We start from the raw sequence: 19696 nt of genomic DNA, 5'->3' as shown, positions 1-19696 counted from the left end.
CTCCTCGATGCGGGCCCATGGTGAGCCTGCGCGGCGTCACTGACAACGCAGGTCAGCACCCGATCCCCCGCGAGATCGAGCCAGATGCGGCACTGGGCGCGACGACCGGCCCGAGCAGCGCCAGCCATAACCGGGCACACCACAGCGTCGAGATCCGGGGCAGGAGGGGCGGCATGCCCCTTCTGCCCTCCGTTCCCGGGCGCACACAGCACGGTTGCCGCCGTTGAGAACAGCAGTTCTTCCACTTCGTTTCCCATCGACTGCTGTCGATGATCAACCCTTTGCACCCAGGAGCACCGCCATGAATTCCACCACTTTGCCTGCCCGACCGCCTGCGGTGATGCCGGTATGAACGCCTTCCCCACCATGCCGACGACAGTGCCCCTGGTTCCGCGCGTGAGCGTGGACGAGGCGCTGGAGAGCTTCTTCGGCCCCCTGGTCGACGTGCTCGAATCGATCGTCTTCTTCGCCGTTCCGATCGGCGAGGCGCAGCTGCCGCTGCTGGTCGTGTGGCTGTTCTCCGGGGCGGTCTTCCTCACCATCCTGGTGGGCTTCAAGCCCTGGCGGGACATGCCGCACAGCCTGAAGATCATCCGCGGGCACTACAACCGCTACGACGACCCCGGCCAGGTCACCAGCTTCCAGGCCCTGGCCACCGAGCTCTCCGGCACCGTGGGCTTGGGCAACATCGCCGGCGTGGCTGTGGCGATCTCCATCGGCGGACCCGGCGCCTCGCTGTGGATCATCATCGCCGGCCTGCTGGGCATGTCCGTCAAGATGGCCGAGGCCGTCCTGGGGCAGAAGTACCGCACGCTCCACGCCGACGGCACGGTCTCCGGCGGACCCATGTACTACCTGCGCGACGGCCTGGCCGCCCGCGGGATGCCGCGGCTGGGCAAGGTGCTTTCCTACGCGTTCGCGATCTTCATGATGATCGGCGCCCTGGGCGCCGGCAACGTCTTCCAGGCCAACCAGCTCGCCGCCCAGGTGATCCTCGCGACCGGCGGGGAGGACAGCTTCTTCGCCGGCTCCGCCTGGCTGATCGGCCTGGGGGTCGCCGTCGTCGCCGGGACCGTGATCCTCGGCGGCATCACCTCCATCGCCCGCTGGACCAGCAAGCTCACCCCGCTCATGGCCGCCCTTTATCTCGGCTGCGTGCTCGTGATCCTCGCCGTGAACATCACCCAGCTGCCCGCGGCGATCGGCCTCATCTTCTCCAGTGCCTTCACCGGGGAGGGGGTCACCGGTGGCATCGTCGGGGTGGCGATCATCGGCATCCAGCGCGCCGTGTTCTCCAACGCCGCCGGGGTAGGCACGGCCGGGCTGGCCCACTCGGTGACGAAGAACCGCCGCCCGGCCCAGGAGGGCTTCGTGGCGGCCTGGGAGCCGTTCATCGACTCCGTGGTGATCTGCACGATGACCGCCCTGGCCGTCATCGTCACCGGGCAGTACCTGAACACCTCCGGCGACGGCGTGGGCATCACCACCGCCGCCTTCGCCACCGTGAACTCCTTCTTCCCGTATCTGCTGACCGTGTGCGTGGTGCTCTTCGCCTTCTCCACGATCCTGAGCTACTCCTACTACGGCAAGAAGGCCACCGGCTACCTCTTTGGGGACAGCTGGATCGCCGAACGTCTCTATGACCTTGTGTGGGTCGTCATGATCGTGGTCGGCGCCGCGGTGTCCCTGGACACCGTGATCCGCTTCTCCGACGCCATGTTCTTCCTGATGACCGTCCCGAACCTCCTGGGCGTCTTCCTGCTCTCGAAGGTGATCCGGCGAGAGATCTTCGGCCACCGCGAGGACCTGCGCACCGGGCAGCTGCCCCTCGTGGCCCACGCCGACCGCAGCACCATGATGGGCAATCGCACACAGGCCCCCGAGGCGGGGACCGCTGCCCGCACGCCCGCGCCGTGAGGCGATCCACCTGCCCTTCATCCTGACGTGCCGGGCGGACCCGGGCCACCGGCCCGGGTCCGCCCAGCGCACCGCCCCCAGCCGTCCCTTCCCCGCCACCCTGGAGAGACCACCATGCCTTTGACCATCCCCGGTGACATCGCCGTCATCACCGCCGACCAGGTGTCCGAGTACCTGCCCATGGGCCAGGCCATCACGGCCCTGGAACACGCCCTGCTCTCCGGGCTGGACCCGGAGAAGTCCCTGCCCCGCAGCAGCGTCCCGCTGGAGAAGGGCAGTTTCCTGCTCATGCCCTCCGAGCACGGCGCCTACACCGGGGTGAAGGTGCTCACGGTGGCGCCGGGCAACTCCGCACGAGGGTTGCCGAAAATCCAGGGCAACTATCTGCTCTTTGACGCCGACACCCTGCGCCCGCTGGCAGTCATCGACGGTGTGGTCCTCACCGCCATCCGCACCCCCGCCATCTCCGCGCTGGCCATCCACCACCTCGCCCCGGCCGAAGCCGCCACCCTGCTCGTCTTTGGCACCGGACCCCAGGCGCTGTACCACGTCCGCGCCGTAGCGGTCGTACGGGATCTGAGGACGGTGACGGTGGTGGGGCGATCGGACACCGCGACCGAAGCCTTCCTCGAGCAGCTGCGAGGCGAAGGCTATGACGCCCGCCGCGGCACCGCCGCGGACGTGGCCGAGGCCGAGCTGATCACCTGCTGCACCAGCGCCCGGGAACCACTCTTCGACGGGTCCCTCGTGCGTAAGGACGCCGTGGTGGTCGCCATGGGATCGCACGAACCCGACGCCCGCGAGGTCGACGACGCGCTGTTGTCCCGCAGCACCGTCTACGTCGAGGACGTCGAGACCGCCCTGCGTGAGGCCGGTGACGTGATCATCGGCATCGGGCACGGGACCATCACCCGTGAGGACCTGCACGACCTGTCCATCCTCGTCCGCACCGGCGCCCCGCCCCGAGGGGGCCCGGCATTCTTCAAGTCCGTGGGCATGGGCTGGCAGGACCTGATCACCGCCTGCGTCGCCTACGAGAACCTCGTCCCTCATCAGGGTTGAGGACGTTCGCGCCGGTCGGGCGCCACCGCGCCACGACAAGCCCCTAGGAAGGAACCCATGAGAGCCATCGTCATCGGCGCCGGAGCCATCGGACTGTCCTCGGCCTACTACCTGCGCAAGAGCGGGGTCGAGGTCACCGTCGTCGACCCGGCACCCCCCGGATCCAAGGCCTCCAGCCACAATGCCGGCTGGATCGTGCCCAGCATGTCGGCCCCGGTCCCGGCCCCGGGCATGACACTCCAAGCCATGCGCTGGATACTGCGCCGGGACAGCCCCCTCTACGTCACCCCCAGCCTCAGCCCGCAGTTCCTCAGGTTCATGGCGCTCATGCTGCGCAACTGCACCACCGCCCGCTTCGAGGCCGGCCTCGACGTCCTCCTGGACCTCAGCGCGGAGACCCTGCAGCTATTCGACGAGCTGGCCGCCGACGGGGTGCGGTTCGAGTCCCACAATGACCCGCTGACGATGCTGTTCCAAGAGCCTAAGAAGCTCCAGGCGCACGCGGCCGAGCTCGAGACCATGACCGAGCGCATCCCCGGCTTCTCCTGGCGCGCCCTGCACGGCGAGGACCTCGCCCGCGAGGTCCCCCACGCCGCGCACGGGCTCGCCGGCGGGCTGCAGAGCACCGGGGACCGGTCGCTGGACCCGGCCTCGTTCACCGACGGCCTCGCCACCGCCTGCCGACGGGACGGCGTCGAGATCCGCCTGGGCCACCCTGCCTCCCTGCGGCAGGAGCCCGACTCCTCCGTCTCCGTGGTCATGGGCGAGGAGGTGCTCAGGGCCGACCGAATCGTGGTGGCCGCCGGTGTCTGGAGCAACCAGGTCCTGGCCGGCATCCACGAGAAGGTCGCCGTCCAGGCGGGCAAGGGCTACGGCTACGATCTGCCGCTGCAGCCCGACGGCCCTACGCACCCCTTGTACCTCGCCGAGGCGAAGGTCGCCATCACCCCCCTGGACACCAAGGTCCGCATCGCCGGCACCATGGGCTTCGGCCGGATCGACGAACGCATCAACTCCGTCCGGGCCGGTGGCATCCTCTCCAGCCTCCCCTCCTACTTCACGACGTGGCCCGAGCTCTCCGAGAAACCCCAGCCGTGGACCGGACTACGACCCATGACCCCCGACGGGCTGCCCATCATCGGCCCCCTGCCGCGCCAGCCCCACGTCCTGGTCGCCACCGGCCACGCCATGCTGGGCATCAGCCTCGCCCCACCCACCGGGCGGCTCATCGCCGAGATGGCCACCGGCCACGCCCCTGCCCGTCACCGGGCCAGCCTGGCCGCCGACCGCTTCTGACCCCGACCGGAGAACTCCACTCCAGCGGTCCGGCGCCCCCAGCCCACCGTCGCGGCGCCCCAGGCGCCAGGACGACACCTAGCCCCCTCCGCCCCGGTATCGCCACACCGGGGCGGAGGGACTCCACTTCATCAGGGTCCTGCCATAGCCGCATCCCCGGCTGTCCCGGCGCATGCCTGAGAGAGCACGAGCCAGGAGAAACACCGCTCCCTGGCCGACCTGCCCGGTCCGCTGTGTCCGAACCCCCAGCGCATACTCCCGCTAGTCTAGGTGTGACACCTTAAGCAAAGAGACTAGAGAGGAGGGAACCGTGAGCACCCCCCTGACCTGGAACGACAGCTCCGCACAGGCTGTGGCGACCCAGAGCTACCGGGAGCAGGCCGTCCGGATCATAAGGGCGCAGATCGTCTCGGGACGACTCGAGCCGGGCTCCCTGTACTCCATCGGGGAGATCGCGGAGAAGCTCAACGTCTCGATCACCCCCGTGCGCGAGGCCCTGCACGACCTGGTCCGGGAGGGCCTGATCGAGATGAAGCGCAACCGCGGTTTCCGCGTGCGGACCCCCTCCAGCAAGGAACTCGACGACATCGTCCAGATCCGCACCATGCTCGAAGTCTCCTCGGTCCGGGAAATCACCGAGCGAGGACTCATCGACGACTTCGCCCCCCTGCGCAAGCTGAGCCGCAAGACCGAAATCTTCGCCGAAGCCGGCGAATGGATCGGCTTTCTGGACACCGACCGGGAGTTCCACCTGTCCATCCTTGCCGCCCTCGACAACCCCAAACTGCTGGAGATCGTCGGCTCTCTGCGCGACCAGAGCCGTCTGTTCGGGCTGGACAAGATGGCCGGCTCCCCCAATTTCCTGCAGTCCACCAAGGAACACGAGCTGCTCCTGGATGCCATGGAAGCCCAGGACCCGCAACGGGCGGCTTCGATCATGACCACCCACCTGCGGCACGTCCGCGGCGTCTGGGCCGGACAAAGCGAACCAGAAACGCTCGTACCGTGAAGGTCCGGCAGCGCCATGCCGGCCCGGCCGCGTTGTTCCCCTCGTGTGCTACTACGACAGTGCAGAAAGATCCACACCGCTCATGACTCTTCCTTCGACCGTTTCCGTGCGTCTACTCGATCCTTCGGATCAACATCGCTGGCGCGAGCTTTTCCGCGGCTACCGCGACTTCTACCGCCTGGAGGAATCCGAGGCGGTCGTATCGCGAGTGTGGGGCTGGCTCACCGACCCCGACCACGAATGCCAGGCCCTGGTGGCCGAGTCCGTGGACGGCGTCGTGGCGATCGGCCACTACCGTTACTTCTCGCGTCCCTCCACCGGCACGGTCGGCATCTGGCTGGACGACCTCTTCACCGCCCCTGAGGCCCGGGGCCAGGGAGCCGCGCGCGAACTGATCCACCGGCTCACCGAGATCGCAGCAGCAGACGGGCGCTCGGTCGTGCGGTGGATCACCGCCGACGACAACCACCCAGCCCAGAGGCTCTATGACCAGGTCGCGACCCGCACGCACTGGGTCACCTACGACGCCGCACCGGCCACCGCGCAAGCCGCAGAGATGGGGCATCCATGACGACGAACCAGTACGGACAGCCCATCGGTGACCCCCTCCCGCAGTGGGCATCGGCAGCACCCCCGGATGCGGTGAGGCTTCCGGGACGATACTGCACCCTCGAACGCCTCGATCCCGACCGGCACGTCGAGGACCTCTATGCCGCCTATGCGGCGGCCCCCGACGACCGGAACTGGACGTACCTGCCGTACGGCCCGTTCCCCACCCCGGTCTCCTACCGCGACTGGGCGGTCGCCGCGGCCACAAGCGCCGATCCCTGGCACTACGCCGTCGTCGACAACGCCACCGGCCGCGCACTGGGCACTCTCTCGCTGATGCGCCACGACCAAATCAACGGGGCCATCGAGGTCGGCCATGTCGTCTTCTCCGGCGCTCTCCAGCGCACTCCCGTCTCCACCGAAGCGCAGTACCTGTTGATGCGCTACGTCTTCGAGGATCTCGGCTACCGCCGGTATGAGTGGAAGTGCGACAGCCTCAACGCGCCCTCCCGTAAGGCCGCCGAACGGCTGGGCTTCAGCTACGAAGGCACGTTCCGCCACGCCGGGGTCTACAAGGGCCGCACCCGCGACACCGCCTGGTTCGCCCTCACCGACCACGACTGGCCTCCCGTGCGCGAGGCTTTCGAGCGCTGGCTGGACCCCGCCAACTTCGCCCCCGACGGTCCCCAACGCGACCCCCTGCGCACGCCGTGACCGGAGGCGCACGGAACGGGCACCCTTATCGCAACGCGGGTGGCCGGTAGCCGGCCATATGTATAGCGGAAGGGATGGAAGCGCCTTCCGCTGGTCAGGGGTCTGTCCGGTGCTCCTTGGCCAGCCCATCAACGGTAGCTCGCCCTCGGACCTGGTACAGATTGTTTGTCGTGGATCGATTACCCCGTACCAGCACTGATTGGTCACGCCCTCCTCTGTGTCCGGATTGGGCGGTGGGCCCTGTTCTGCAGTCTTGGCTCGAGCTCCCGTGCGGGGCGGGCGGGCGAGGAACATGACGAAGGGATCCCTCCCCATCGGGAGGGATCCCTTCGTCATTTATTGAGCTGTCTCCTCCGTAGGGTGGCGAGGGCTTGGGCGGCTTCGTAGAGCCCCGGTCGTGGCGGCCTCCAGGGCCCCGGGTTGTCCCGGGGCGGGCTGGGACCCTCCTCGGTGTCCGGAGAAGGTCCCAGAAGAACTCTCGGAACGATTTCTTACTGGTTGGACTTAGCCTTGACCGTGTAGATCGCGCCGGTGGAGACGTCCTCCTCGAGTGCTTCGAGCGTGCGTCCCCGAGTCTCCGGGACCTGGGTGAAGACGAAGATCAGCGACAGCACGCCGAACCCGGCGAAGAGGAAGAACGTCCCGGTGATCCCGACCGCGTCGACCAGGGAGGGGAAGTAGAGCGAGAGCACGCCGTTGGCCACCCAGAGCATGAAGATGGACACCCCGATCCCGAAGCCGCGCATGTGCAGGGGGAACACCTCGGAGAGGTAGACCCACACAGCGACGTTGAGGAAGGTCTGCATGGAGCCCACGAAGGCCACCACCAGCGCCAGGATCACCCAGGGCCGCAACGGGTTGTCCGCCCCCATCGTCAGCGCGGCGATCCCGATGAGCAGGTGGCAGGTGGTGGTGAGGCTCAACCCGATCATGAAGGTCTTGCGCCGGTCGAGCCGGTCCATCATGTACAGCGCGATGAGTCCGCCGATCACGGCGATGACACCGGGGGCGATGTTGGCGATCAGCGCCGCGCCGGCCTCGAAGCCAGATTCGATGAGCACGATCTGCCCGTAGTACATGATCGAGTTGATCCCGGTGAACTGCTGGACGATGCCGAGGCCGATGCCCACCAGCATGATCCGGACCAGGTTCTTGTTGGTCAGGATCGCGCCCAGCCCGATCCGGTTCTCGGCGCGCTCCTCCTCGGTGATGTGCTCGACCTCGCCGAGCTCGGCGATCGCCCGGTCCTCGGAGCGGATCGTCTTGAGCACCTGAAGGGCCTCGGCGTGGCGGCCCTTCTCCACGAGCCAGCGCGGGGACTCCGGCATCCGGAGCATCCCGATGAACAGCGCCACGGCCGGCAGCGCGCAGATCGCGAACATGATCCGCCAGACCCCGGTGACGTCGCTGAAGACGTTGCCGATGATCGCGTTGATGATGAACGCGGAGAGCTGGCCGATCACGATGGCCACCTCGTTGCGTCCGGCGATCGAGCCGCGGATCTCATAGGGGGCCATCTCGGCGAGGAACACCGGGACCACCGCTGAGGCACCGCCCACGGCCAGGCCCAGCAGGATGCGTCCGACCACGAGGATCTCGTAGTTGGGAGTGAACACCACGACCAGGGTCCCGAGCAGGAACAGCACGGCGAGCAGGAGGATGGTCTTCCGGCGTCCCCAGGCGTCGGAGAGGCGCCCGCAGGACAGGGCTCCGACGGCGGCGGCGAAGACCAGCGAGCTGGTGACCACGCCCTCGGTGATCGGGGTGAGGCCGAGCTCCTCCGACATCGGGCGCAGCGCACCGTTGATTACACCGGTGTCGTAGCCGAAGAGCAGACCGCCGAAGCAGGCGATCACGGAGATCAGACCCAGGCGCTTGCGATGCGGCCCGGGAGTCAGCGGAGGCAGCTCAACGGCGGCTTCCCGTGGTGCAGATGTAGCCATCGAAGGCTCCTTCGTTGGTGCGCAGCCGGTGCACCCATCACGCGGGCAATCGATCCGTTTTGGACGGTCGCCCGAGTAGTGAGGCAGATCTCAACCATCAGAATGCTTAGATTCTGGAACGCCACGCCCACTCCTGGAACCCCGGTGCCCATAATCGTCGCTATGTGGCGCCCGAAAACACCGACACCCCTCGCTCCGCGGCTTTTCCCGCACCCACGATGGACACGAGGACCCCCAGCGACCACCCGTCCACAGCCTGCAGGTCACCTCAGTACGACTGTGACACCTCCGTATCCGCCGACTGTGGACGGCTTCCAGCGCGTGTGGTCACCACAAGGAGCCAGTCTCCGCTCCGCCATCGGCGGAGCGGAGACAGCCTTGTGCTACAGCAGCTCATTTGGCGCCCCTCACCGCTTTGCACCATCACTTCGCACCTGCCGAACATCATGGACCAGATGCATCTCCTGCACCCGCCCTCCCTGCACTGTGGCCTCTGACAAGGGCGGGTAGGGACGAGAACATTCCTTCTCCGTTCACCGGGGCGTGGGACCCCGGACGCCGACCGATCAGGCCGCATCCCTAGCTTGGAGCCGCCTCCACCGATCAGCTCGCGAAAGGTCCCACTGTGTCTTCCCCCGCCTCCCGACGTCATCGCACCCTCGTCGGTGCGACCACCTTGGTCGTGCTCGCCCCGACCGCGTTCCTCGGCATACAGACCGCTTCTGCCACCCCGCCGGAGCACTCCAGTGCCGGCGGCAACCCACCGGCCCACGCCCACGCCGGAGACGCCGCCGGGAAGAAGCCGGCTGATGATGGGGTGGATCCCACGGCCTATGTCGGCGGCCCGCAGGTCATCACCGAGGGTGAGACCGGCGGGGAGGTTCTGGACGGTGTGGTCTTCGAGGACTCCAACAAGAACTCCGTCCTCGACCAGGGAGAGCACGGCATCGCCGATGTGCCGGTCTCCAACGGTCGTGACGTGGTCCGCACCGACGCCGAAGGCCGCTATGAGCTGCCGGTGCGGAACAAGGACACCGTCTTCCTCACCAAACCCGCCCGCTGGGACACTCCGGTGGATGAGGACAACGTCGCCCAGTTCTTCTACACCCATGCACCGAAGGGCACCACCGAACAGGACCTGCGCTTCGGCGGCCTACAGCCCACCGGACAGCTGCCCGCTGCGGTGAACTTCCCGCTGGCATCCAACCCGTCCTCAGCCGAAGACGACATCCGCTGCCTGATGCTGGCCGACCCGCAGACCTACTCCAACCACGAGATTTCCCACGCGCGCAACGGCGCCATCCGCGAGGCTGCCGCCTACGACGCCCCCGACTGCGGGGCGCTGCTGCTGGGTGATGTCGCGGGGGACGACCTCGGTCTCTACGACCGGGAGAAGGACGCGCTGGCCCTGATGGATACCCCCATCCGCGCGATCCCCGGCAACCACGACCTGGATCTCGACGCCACCGACGCCGCCTGGTCACTGGACACCTACCGCCAGAGCTGGGGACCGGAGAACTACTCCTACGACGTCGGCAACATCCACGTGCTGGCGCTGAACAACGTCCAGTACCCCTGCACCCCCGAAGACGACAACACCGACGGCAAACACCCCACCTGTCAGGACCCGGAGAACTCCCCTGCGTACAACGGCCGCCTCGGTGAGCAGACCCTGGACTGGATCGCCGAAGACCTGGCCGACGTCCCGAAGGACAAGCGCGTCGTGGTCGCCACGCACGTCCCGCTGGTCTCCCACTCCGCTGCCGACAGCGCCCAGCACCAGACCGACGATGTCACCGAGCTTTACGAACTCCTCGAAGGACGTCAGGCGCTGTCCCTGTCGGGCCACTCGCACTGGGTCGAGTCGATGGTTGAGGGTGATTCCCTCGGGGCGTGGGAGGAGGCGGTGGGTGTCACGGCGGTGCCGTTCGACCACATCGTCGCCGGAGCCGTGTCCGGGGACTGGTACGCCGGGGACTACGACGTCAACGGCCAGCCGATGAGCTTCCAGGGCGACGGCGCCCTGCCCGGTTTCTGGACCTTCGACTTCTCCGGCGCCGACTACACCCACGCCTTCCACGCCACCGGCCGCGACGGCGACCAGATGGGCCTGGGCATCAACTCCCCGCGCTACCGCTCCTGGGCCCAGACCCTGATCCAGTGGCGCGAAGAGCACCCCGTCACGTGGGAGAACAAGCACAAGGACGCCGTGCCCCCGCTCACCCTCGGTGACCTCGGGGACCAGAACATGATCACTCGTGCCGACCTCGCCGAGGGGACCTATCTGACGGCCAACGTGTGGGCCGGCACCACCGATTCCACCGTCACGGTTTCCATCGACGGGGCCGAGCCGGTCACCGCGCAGATCACCCAACCGGCCGAGGGTGAAGAGGTCCGCCGCGGCGCGGAGTGGTCCGACCCCTCCGCGCTGATCCGTCAGCTCACCAACGCCCGGATGGCCTATCAGTCCACCTCCGGCAACCCGGAAGCCCAAGGGCTGCACCTCTACAACGGTCAGGTCTACGGCCCCTCCGCACCCCGGCCCGTGGAGGGCAACATCGCCGACGGCTCCCCCCACCTGTGGCGCATCCCGCTGCCCACCGACCTGGAGAACGGCATGCACCTGGCCGAGGTCACCTGGACCGACCGCTACGGCACCGAGCACACCGAAACCCTCGCCTTCGAAATCGTCGACGACCGCCCGCAGCAAAGCTTCCGACTCGACACCTTCGGCGAAGACGTCGTGTGGTGACCACCCCCACCAGGCGATAACCGCCCCGAAGCACACGCAGCACCACCGGCCGGGCCCGGAATCCTCTCCCACAGGGCACCGGGCCCGGCCCCCACCATTCCCCGACGGACAGCGCAAGCCTTCCACCGACCCCGCGACAACGGTGCCCGCTCCCCCTTGGGGAGCAGGCACCGTTCGTCATCATGACCCAGTAGAGCCAGCGGCTACAGCCCCCGACCGTCCTCCTGGGCGCGCTGCTCGTAGTGGCGGCGGCCCACCTCCGCTGAGTGCCCCACAGCCGGTCCACCGCGCTGGACACCAGCCCGGCGAGCAGTCGATGGCTACAGGGATCCCGGGCGCATTGTCTTCTTCAAAGCCTCCAGTTCCGGGTCCAGGAAAGGCTGCGGTTCAGCCTCCCCGCGCAGGGTTCCCCCGATGCGCCCGACCTCCCACCAGGCGGCGTCCAACGCGTCCTGGTGCTTGAACGGCACTGCCGCATGGAGGGATGACATTTGAGCTGGCTTGATGGCCGATAGCCGGCCATATGTAAAAGCTCCCTTGCTGGCCGCCTTCTGACCTTCGTCCTGGGCACCTGTCGTGACCTTTTCCCACACCCCGCGGGCATGCCAGGTCAGACGTCGTCTGTCCATGCATTCGTTCCGCCCCCTTATCAGCATGGTTTGCGGGGCCGTTCTGGTTGCCTCGTGCACTGGCGTAACCGGAATGAGGTGTTCGGCCGTCTGGATCGATATTCCTGCGGCGTCGGACGCGGTGTCAGTCGATGCCGACAGGATCGTTCCGCGGATGTGAATACCGGCTGGCGCAAGGATCGGCAACCCCGCGGGTACCCGCATGCGGTTGCCGTCGTCATCGTGTGGCTCCGACGCTCTGGTTCGGGCGGGTGTGGTCGGGCTGTCCGTGTACCAGGACCTCGGCCATGTCGGCTTCCCGCCATTGGCGCAGGAGGTGGTGGAAGGCGATGGGGCCGGGGCTGTAGGTGGCCCCGGCGATGGAGCGGGTGCCCTCCCCGTTGTAGTAGCCCGGGGTGCACTGGGCCTGGAAGGCCCGGTTGTCGATCGCGGTCTCGTGCACGGTGTGCACCCATGCGGCCTCGGCCTCGGCTGTCGGCTCGATGGCGCGGGCGCCCACGGCGTGCCCGCGTTCGATGACGGCTGCGATGTGCTCGGCCTGCTCGAGGAGGATGTGGGCGAAGTTGACGGAGTTGGCGTTTTGGATCCCGCTGAGATGGAACAGGTTGGGGAATCCGTGGGAGTAGAAGCCGTGCAGCGTGCGTGGGCCCTTCGACCAGGCCTCGAGCAGGGAACGGCCATCGCGGCCCACGACGGGCAGGGTGCCCGAGACCACCCCGGAGACACCGACCTCGAAGCCGGTGGCGAAGATGACGCAGTCCACCTCGTACTCGGTGTCACCGACGACGACGGCCGTCTCGGTCATCGCGGTGATGCCGCCGGTGTCGGCGGTGTCGACGAGGGTGACGTTGGGCCGGTTGAACGTGGGCAGGTAGGTGTCGCTGAAGCCGGGGCGCTTGCACATGTAGCGGTACCAGGGCTTGAGCGCCTCGGCCGTCGCAGGGTCCTCGACGACCTCCTCCACGCGGGCCCGCAGGCGGTTCATCGTCACGAAGTCGGCCAGCTCGTCGCGCCGCTCGCGCTCGTCCAGGGAGAGGCTGGTGTCGAGGGAACCGGTGAGGATCTGCCGCTGCAGCCTCGTCGTGGCCGTCCACCCGTCCTGCACCAGGCTTTCCTCGACCGGTTCACCGGCCAGCACGGCGAGGAAGTTCTCCATCCGCGCCCGTTGCCACCCCGGCTGCAGCGATGCCGTCCATTCCGGGTCGGTCCGTCGGTTGTCACGCACATCCACCGTGGAGGGGGTGCGTTGGAACACGATGAGCTCCTGCGCGTCCTGGCCGAGGTGCGGGATGACCTGCAGCCCGGTGGCTCCGGTTCCGACCACCGCCACACGCTTGTCCGCCAGCCCGGTGAGACCCCCGTCCTGGTCACCTCCGGTGTAGCCGTAGTCCCACCGGCTGGTGTGGAAGGTGTGGCCGCGGAACGTCTCGATCCCGGGGATGCCCGGGAGCTTGGGCTGGGTCAGCGTCCCGGAGGAGGTGACCACGAAGCGGGCGCGGAAACGGTCGCCACGGTCGGTGGTCACCAGCCACTCCTCCTCCTCCTCATCCCAGCTCAGACCGGTCGCCCGGGTCTGGAAGAGGGTGTCGCGGTAGAGGTCGAAGTGGTGGGCGATCGCCACCGCGTGGCGGCGGATCTCCTCACCCGGGGCGTAGCGCCACTTCGGGACGTAACCGAGCTCTTCGAGCAACGGCAGGTACACGTAGGACTCGATGTCGCAGTGGATCCCGGGGTAGCGGTTCCAGTACCAAGTGCCCCCGACATCACCGGCCTCATCCATCAACCGCAGGGAGGCGACCCCCTGCTGGCGCAGGCGCGAGGCAGTGAGCAATCCGCCGAAACCGGCGCCGATCACCAGCACCTCCACACGGTCGTCCTTGGGCGCCCGCTCGGTGCGCGGGGTGTACGGGTCCTTCGCGTAGTAGCCGAACTCCCCAGCAGCCCGACGGTACTGTCCCGCGCCGTCGGGGCGGATCCGTCGATTGCGCTCGTGACGGTACTTGGCGCGCAACGCGTCCAGGTCCACGTCTTGTGCGGAACCGGTGGTGGGGTCGGTGGAGGGCTCGAAGGTCATGGTGCAGGACTCCTGGTCTAAACGGGGGCAAGGGGGGCTGGGGGTAGGGGGCAGGGACAGAAAAGCAAGGGACTGGAGAAGGGCGCAGCTACTGCACGGACCATCCGCCGTCGGAGGCGAGCACGACACCGTTGACGTTGGCCGAGTCCTCGCTGAGCAGCCAGGTGATCGAGGCGGCCATCCGCTCGGCCTCGACCACCGGCGGGATCAGGGCCATGAACGCACCGAGGCGCTCACGGGCGAACGCGGAGGACATCGTTCCTTCGATGCCGGTGGCGGTCGGGCCGGGGGCGACCGCGTTGGTGCGGATCCCGGAAGGCCCGTAGAAGAACGCCGAGCTCTTGGTGATCCCCACGACCGCGTGCTTGGAGGCGGTGTAGGCGGTGCCGGCGGCGTTGCCGCGCAGGGACGCCTCGGAGGCGACATTGACGATCGCCCCACGCCCGGCCGCCAGCATGGCCGGCAGCACAGCCCGGCTGAGGGCGAAAGTGCCCTCCACGTTGACCGAGAACACCCGACGCCACAGCCCGTCCTCGGTCTCGTGCAAGGGCGTCATCCCGTCCATGATCCCGGCGACGTTGGCCAGAGCGTCGATGCGCTCACCGGCAGCGGCGACGATGGCGTCGATGCCCTCGGACGAGGTGATGTCGGCGGCCACGGGCACCACGGTGCCCGCCGGGCAGGCACCGGCCAGCTCCTCGAGGCGTTCAGCGACCACGTCCACCGCCACGACCCGACCGCCCTCACCGATGATCCGGCGCGCTGTCGCTCGACCGATGCCAGAACCGGCGCCGGTGACGATCACCGTCTTGCCGCCGAAGCGTGCGTTGCCGATGGTGGGCGCGGCCTCTTGGGTCTCTTCCACCGGGATGACTCCGCCGTTGGCTTCCTTCACGAGGGTGTCGACCAGTTCCCGCGGGAACCGGCCACCGCCCAGTTCCACCAGAGCACGCAGGGAGAGCTGACGCACCGGGCGCAGATCCTCCTCCGTCTGGCCCCCTCGGGCGAGAATCCCTCGCAGGATCGGCCCACCGACGGCGTCGTCCAACCACTCCTGAACGGTGTTCTTCGAGGTCAAGGGAGTCGTGCTCATATCGGATCTGTCCTTTGATCGGTGCTTTCGGTATGTTTTCAGTCTCGCCGTCTCCGATCCGGGAGGCATCCGGCGGACGGAGTGGTTTCCTCTACTGCATCGGCAGTAGGGATCGCCCCTGCAGTTCGGTCTCTGGCAGTGCCGGCTCCTCGCCCACCACAGCGCTCGACTGCGGGATGAGGACCGAGACCGAATGATGCCCAGTCGGTGCTTGCCGCTGGGGTCGCGCCCGCGGCCATGCCTGGTCTGCACGGCTGTAGTACTACGCGAGTGGAGGACTCAGGGGTCGTGACAGCCAGTTGACGGGTGGCTTGTGAGGACGCACGGGCCCGAGGTTCTCGTTGAACGCCGCTCTGGAGTTGCCGCTGAACGCCGGTGGCGCCATCGCACCATGGCGCCATGAGAGTGCGACGTCAGGCGCCACTCGCGGTGGAAGTCGGCGCGGCCTGGTTGCGCGGGCTCTCCCACAGGCGCAGGAGAAGTTGCCCCCCGTCGATGGTGGGGGGCGGCATTCGGGGCTTTCTCGGCGCCGCGCGCACCGTTGCCGGGGACTGTGCATCCGCCCCCGACAAGAATCTCACTAGGCAGGGACCCGATGGACGACGGAACTGAGGGTTCCCGGCGGGTCAGGGGCGCATGCCGGCTCGGAAGGCCAGGGATACCAGTTGGGCGCGGTCGCGGGCGCCGATCTTGGTCATGGCACGGTTGGCGTGGGTCTTGGCGGTGTAGGGGGAGACGAACAGTTTCGCGGCGATCTCGGCGTTGTCCAGCCCGGACACGATGGCCTGGACGACCTCTTGTTCCCGGGCGGTGAGCCGGGTGAACAGTTGGGCGGCGGCGGGGTCGGTGGGAACGCTCGTGTCGTGGGTGATGTGCTCGACCACCGCACCGAGAGCCTTTGAGGACAGGGCTCGGGCGCCCCGGGCGGTTTCCAGGATCCCGGTGGTGATCTCGGCCGGGCCTGCTCCTTTGCCCAGGAAGCCGTCGGCGCCGGCTTTGATCGCGCGCAGCACGTTCTCGTCCTGTTCGAAGGTCGTCAGCACGAGGATCCGCAGTTGCTCCGGGGAGTAGATTCGGCGCAGGCGCCGGGTGACTTCCACCCCGTCGATGCCCGGCATGCGGATGTCCATCAGTGCGACGTCGGCTGCGGTGGTCTCCAGGAGCTTCAGGGCCGCGAAGCCGTCGGCGGCCTCGGCCACGACGGTGAGATCGGGGTGGGCGTCGATGATGGTGCGCAGGCCTGCTCTGATCAGTTCCTGGTCATCGACGATCATTACGCGGATCATGGGGTTCCTTTCCCGTGGACGGGCAGTTGGGCCCGGAGCCGGAACAGGTCCTCGTCGTCGATCGTCAGGTGGCCTCCGGTGGAGCGGGCGCGTTCGCGCATGCCGATCACGCCGTGGCCCCCGGCGGCGCCCGGGGAGGAGTTCAGGGGCCTGGTGGGAGGGCGGCCGGTGGATGCCGGTATGGCGGAGTGTTTGAGGTTGGTGACCTCGATGGTGAGCACCTTCTCATCATGGTCGAGGGTCAACCATACGGTGCCCACCCCGTGCTTGTGCGCGTTGGTGAGGGCTTCCTGGGTGATGCGGTAGGCCGCTGAGGAGACGTGGGCGGCGATCGGGCCGGTGTCGTTGACGAGGTGGGCTTCCAGGTCCATCCCGCCGGCGCGGAAGGAGTCCACCAGCTCGGGGAGGTGACTGAGGTCGGGGGTGGGGGCGCAGTTCTGGTCGGCCTCCTCGGGGGTGTCGACCCGCAGCACCTGCAGGATCTGTTGCATCTCCCCCAGCACGTCCTGGATGCCGGTGCGGGCCTGGGCAAGATCTTCCTGGGCGGCGGCGGCCCCCGGGGGGAGGTGGACCTCGGCTGCGCCCAGGCGCATGCTCACCACTGCCACACGGTGACCGATGCTGTCGTGCAGGTCCCGGGCGATGCGCACCCGTTCCTCGGCCACGCTGCGCCGCACGGCCGCCTCCCGGGTGTCGAGGGCCTCCTGGGCCCGCTGCTGCAGGGACGACCAGTACTGGTGCTGGGCGCACAGTGCGCTGCCTGCCGCGGCGGCGGCCACCGCCGCAGAGACGGCGACCGATGCCAGCGGGTTCGCTCCCAGCGCGAAGGTGCCCTCGGATAGGGACACCGCGGTGTAGTTGGCCGCGCCCACGACAGCGGCGGCCATCAGCCCGGAGGCACCGCGTGAGGTCACGGAGAAGGCCTGGTAGATCGCCACCGTCCACAAGGCCAACGGTTGGAGGCCCAGCAGGGCGGCCAGCAGCGGTGCTGTTGCCACCAGCACCAATCCCGCCAACCGGTGGCGGCGGGCGAGGGCCACACCAATGGCGCTGAGTGCGATCCCGATGTAGGCCTCAGGGGGGTGCCCCGGCACGGTGATGCTCTCGGCCACCAGGGCCAGGACGCTGATCACGGTGGTGAGACGGTCCAGCGGAACCACGGGCAGCAGCCACAGCGGTCGAGCCGGCCACTGGTCGGTGGAGGGGGAGGTGTTCACAATGCCTCATCCTCCCAGGTGCCGCACCGGGCGCGTACTACGTCTGCAGTACATCCGAACCGTCCACCGGGACGACGCCGGGCAGCTGACGAGGAGCCAGGATGGAGCACAACCGATCCGGCCGGAGCGGACGTTCCAGCACCGGCCGGCCCCACCTCCACAGTCCAGCGATCAACGACCTCGTACCCGATGGAGTCCTTGCCCATGTCCAGCCTGCGTCCGGCCCAGCACCCGCCTGAGGCCCTGACCGTCCCACCGGCCCAGCACGACCTCTTCGCGCACAGTCTCTCTCCTTCCGGTAGCGCGTACTCGGCGCTGATGCGGGCCGGGTCCCTGGGTTTCGTGTCCGGGCTGATCGGGCGTGACCCGGTGACCGGGGAGCTGGCCGGAGCGGATCCCGCAGCGCAGTGCGCTGTCGTGCTCGACCGCCTCGAGGCCGTGCTGCGTGGTGCCGGGCTGGGCCTGGAGCACCTGGTCCAGACCACCGTGTACCTCACCGACTTCACCCACTTGCCGGCCTTGGAGGCCGTCTTCCGGCAGCGGCTGTGCGACCCGTACCCGGCGCGCACCATCGTGCAGGTCGCCGGCCTGCCGGCGGGTGCGGTGGTGCAGGTCAATGCCGTGGCGGACTTCTACCGTCCCGCCACCAGCTTCGTGGCCGCCTGAACGCTCACCGGGACCCCTCCTAGACCGGTGCCCCACCTGATGGGTCAGTACCTGTCCGTCACCATCGTATCCGCCCACCGGCACGGTCCGTCCACGGCACCATCGACGTCCGAGAACACCACACCATTCCCAGCGATGCCCTCAGAAGTGAGATCATGACCAGCTTCCACCAGCACCCGGAGGCAGGGGAGACCGCCCTGCTCGAGCAGCCGACACCGCCGGAGGCCACCCCTGCGCCGGAGGCGTCCGAATCGGAGCTGTTGGCTTTCGCACACCAGACGGGCGAGGACCTCACACGCCTTCGGATGGAGCACCAGTTCGCCGTCGACGAGATGCTGACCAAGGTCTCGATCCTTCGCCGAGAGTTCAGGCACCTGCATCGCTACAACCCCATCGAGCACGTCGGCTCCCGGATCAAGTCGATCGAGAGCATCTTGAAGAAAACGGTGCGCTGTGGTCTGGAACCGACCTCGGAGGCAATCCGGGCCGGCATCCATGACATCGCCGGGGTGCGGATCACGTGCAGCTTCATCGCCGACACCTACCGGATCCTCGACACCCTGACGTCGCAGGCCGACGTGCGGGTGATCCGCGTCAAGGACTACATCGCCCAGCCGAAGCCCAGTGGCTACAAGAGCCTGCATGCGCTGGTGGAGATTCCGGTGTTCCTCACCTCCGGGGCGGTCCCGGTGACCGTCGAAGTGCAGATCCGCACGATCGCCATGGACTTCTGGGCGAGTCTGGAGCACAAGATCTACTACAAGTACGACCGGGACGTTCCCACCGATCTGGTCGACAGCCTGTTGGAGGCCGCCGAGGCGGCGGAACAGTTGGATCGCCGCATGGAACAGCTGCACACCCAGGTGCACGGCACCGAGGTCACCTCCCCCGCCGGCGGCATCCACGAGGGAATGGACCAGGAGCTGCTGCACCGGTTGTGGAAGCGCGCTCACGCCCGGCCAGACGCCGAGCACAGCGGCCCACCGGTCACCGCGCAGACGCTCTGATCCCCGTTTCTCGCCACCCACGTCATGAGGGCCGAGGACACCGCCGGGGCGTCGAACGGGCCCACGGCGGCGATCAACGCGGTGACCGAGACGCTGCGCAGGCTCGCCCGCAGCTTCGGCGACGTCGACAACTGCCGGTGACGAGCCCTGCTCGCAGCAGGTGAGCACCGGCCCCTGAGGACAAGTTCCTGCTCACGCTCACCTGCGAAGGGCCATCACCCGGGGTACTGCATCTGCAGTACCCCCACTCGCTTCCTCCGGATGACGCGACGGCTCCTGTCCAGCGAAAGGATGTTGATATCCGTGGTCGACGACGCGTCCTGTTCGCGGGCCGCACACCATGCCATCACGTTCCTGCCGCTTCCTCAGGCCATCACAGGCCCACCCGCGCTGGTCAGAAAAACACCCTTCGAAAGGCCCTCCGATGTCTCTTTTCCTCTCCCGCCTCGGGCGCTTCAGCGCCCGGCACCGACTCATAGTGG

15 protein-coding genes are annotated in these 19696 nt (G+C 68.0%); 9 read left to right on the top strand and 6 right to left on the bottom strand.

What is annotated here, in order from left to right:
- Positions 1 to 396: 396 nt before the first annotated feature.
- From RF647_RS18340 to RF647_RS18315, 6 genes are all read left to right on the top strand, one after another.
- Positions 397 to 1917 (top strand): alanine/glycine:cation symporter family protein, encoded by a 1521-nt coding sequence (locus RF647_RS18340; protein WP_368812977.1) that lies wholly within the window; start codon positions 397 to 399, stop codon positions 1915 to 1917.
- A gap of 114 nt (positions 1918 to 2031) precedes the next feature.
- Positions 2032 to 2979 (top strand): ornithine cyclodeaminase family protein, encoded by a 948-nt coding sequence (locus RF647_RS18335; protein WP_368812976.1) that lies wholly within the window; start codon positions 2032 to 2034, stop codon positions 2977 to 2979.
- Between the two features lie 57 nt (positions 2980 to 3036).
- Entirely contained in the window at positions 3037 to 4275 is a 1239-nt protein-coding gene (locus RF647_RS18330) for an FAD-dependent oxidoreductase (protein WP_368812975.1), read from the top strand.
- 310 nt (positions 4276 to 4585) lie between these two features.
- Positions 4586 to 5284, top strand: coding sequence for a GntR family transcriptional regulator (locus tag RF647_RS18325; protein ID WP_368812974.1), 699 nt, complete (start codon positions 4586 to 4588; stop codon positions 5282 to 5284).
- 82 nt (positions 5285 to 5366) lie between these two features.
- A complete protein-coding gene (locus RF647_RS18320) occupies positions 5367 to 5855 on the top strand; it encodes an N-acetyltransferase family protein (RefSeq protein ID WP_368812973.1) in 489 nt (162 codons plus the stop codon).
- Between the two features lie 71 nt (positions 5856 to 5926).
- On the top strand, positions 5927 to 6547 hold the full coding sequence (locus RF647_RS18315; protein WP_368812972.1) for a GNAT family N-acetyltransferase: 621 nt from the start codon (positions 5927 to 5929) through the stop codon (positions 6545 to 6547).
- A gap of 491 nt (positions 6548 to 7038) precedes the next feature.
- Here the strand turns inward: RF647_RS18315 and RF647_RS18310 are convergent, their stop codons facing one another.
- A complete protein-coding gene (locus RF647_RS18310; protein WP_368812971.1) occupies positions 7039 to 8490 on the bottom strand; it encodes a sugar porter family MFS transporter in 1452 nt (483 codons plus the stop codon).
- A gap of 682 nt (positions 8491 to 9172) precedes the next feature.
- Between RF647_RS18310 and RF647_RS18305 the strand changes: the two genes are divergently transcribed.
- On the top strand, positions 9173 to 11242 hold the full coding sequence (locus RF647_RS18305) for a calcineurin-like phosphoesterase C-terminal domain-containing protein (RefSeq protein ID WP_368812970.1): 2070 nt from the start codon (positions 9173 to 9175) through the stop codon (positions 11240 to 11242).
- Between the two features lie 320 nt (positions 11243 to 11562).
- Here RF647_RS18305 and RF647_RS18300 read toward each other — a convergent pair whose 3' ends face one another.
- The 5 genes from RF647_RS18300 to RF647_RS18280 form a co-directional block, all read right to left on the bottom strand.
- Positions 11563 to 12075 (bottom strand): hypothetical protein, encoded by a 513-nt coding sequence (locus RF647_RS18300; protein ID WP_368812969.1) that lies wholly within the window; start codon positions 12073 to 12075, stop codon positions 11563 to 11565.
- 13 nt (positions 12076 to 12088) lie between these two features.
- Entirely contained in the window at positions 12089 to 13945 is a 1857-nt protein-coding gene (locus RF647_RS18295; protein WP_368812968.1) for a flavin-containing monooxygenase, read from the bottom strand.
- A gap of 88 nt (positions 13946 to 14033) precedes the next feature.
- Positions 14034 to 15038 carry an SDR family NAD(P)-dependent oxidoreductase gene (locus RF647_RS18290; protein ID WP_368812967.1) on the bottom strand — a complete coding sequence of 335 codons (1005 nt, stop codon included), beginning with the start codon at positions 15036 to 15038 and terminating at the stop codon, positions 14034 to 14036.
- A 626-nt stretch (positions 15039 to 15664) separates the two neighbouring features.
- Positions 15665 to 16324, bottom strand: coding sequence for a response regulator (locus tag RF647_RS18285; protein WP_368812966.1), 660 nt, complete (start codon positions 16322 to 16324; stop codon positions 15665 to 15667).
- Positions 16321 to 17541: a sensor histidine kinase gene (locus tag RF647_RS18280; RefSeq protein ID WP_368812965.1), complete on the bottom strand. Its 1221-nt coding sequence runs from the start codon at positions 17539 to 17541 to the stop codon at positions 16321 to 16323. The genes RF647_RS18285 and RF647_RS18280 overlap by 4 nt, the downstream gene beginning before the upstream one ends.
- A gap of 204 nt (positions 17542 to 17745) precedes the next feature.
- Here RF647_RS18280 and RF647_RS18275 point away from each other — a divergent pair, with 204 nt between their 5' ends.
- Both RF647_RS18275 and RF647_RS18270 read left to right on the top strand, forming a co-directional pair.
- Complete coding sequence (locus tag RF647_RS18275; RefSeq protein WP_368812964.1) at positions 17746 to 18207, top strand: RidA family protein; 462 nt, start codon at positions 17746 to 17748, stop codon at positions 18205 to 18207.
- A 155-nt stretch (positions 18208 to 18362) separates the two neighbouring features.
- On the top strand, positions 18363 to 19214 hold the full coding sequence (locus RF647_RS18270; RefSeq protein WP_368812963.1) for a GTP pyrophosphokinase family protein: 852 nt from the start codon (positions 18363 to 18365) through the stop codon (positions 19212 to 19214).
- The last annotated feature ends 482 nt before the right edge of the window (positions 19215 to 19696 follow it).

The organism is Kocuria sp. CPCC 205263, from assembly GCF_040981075.1.
In the GTDB taxonomy this organism is placed as follows: domain Bacteria; phylum Actinomycetota; class Actinomycetes; order Actinomycetales; family Micrococcaceae; genus Kocuria; species Kocuria rosea.
This window is presented reverse-complemented; position numbering and strand designations above follow the sequence as displayed.

Excerpts from the sequence above, each read along its gene's own strand:
- RF647_RS18335 (WP_368812976.1), top strand. The coding sequence starts at position 2,032 with ATGCCTTTGACCATCCCCGGTGACATCGCCGTCATCACCGCCGACCAG.
- RF647_RS18330 (WP_368812975.1), top strand. The coding sequence starts at position 3,037 with ATGAGAGCCATCGTCATCGGCGCCGGAGCCATCGGACTGTCCTCGGCC.
- RF647_RS18320 (WP_368812973.1), top strand. The coding sequence starts at position 5,367 with ATGACTCTTCCTTCGACCGTTTCCGTGCGTCTACTCGATCCTTCGGAT.
- RF647_RS18310 (WP_368812971.1), bottom strand. The coding sequence starts at position 8,490 with ATGGCTACATCTGCACCACGGGAAGCCGCCGTTGAGCTGCCTCCGCTG.
- RF647_RS18300 (WP_368812969.1), bottom strand. The coding sequence starts at position 12,075 with ATGCGGGTACCCGCGGGGTTGCCGATCCTTGCGCCAGCCGGTATTCAC.
- RF647_RS18295 (WP_368812968.1), bottom strand. The coding sequence starts at position 13,945 with ATGACCTTCGAGCCCTCCACCGACCCCACCACCGGTTCCGCACAAGAC.
- RF647_RS18290 (WP_368812967.1), bottom strand. The coding sequence starts at position 15,038 with ATGAGCACGACTCCCTTGACCTCGAAGAACACCGTTCAGGAGTGGTTG.
- RF647_RS18285 (WP_368812966.1), bottom strand. The coding sequence starts at position 16,324 with ATGATCCGCGTAATGATCGTCGATGACCAGGAACTGATCAGAGCAGGC.
- RF647_RS18275 (WP_368812964.1), top strand. The coding sequence starts at position 17,746 with ATGTCCAGCCTGCGTCCGGCCCAGCACCCGCCTGAGGCCCTGACCGTC.
- RF647_RS18270 (WP_368812963.1), top strand. The coding sequence starts at position 18,363 with ATGACCAGCTTCCACCAGCACCCGGAGGCAGGGGAGACCGCCCTGCTC.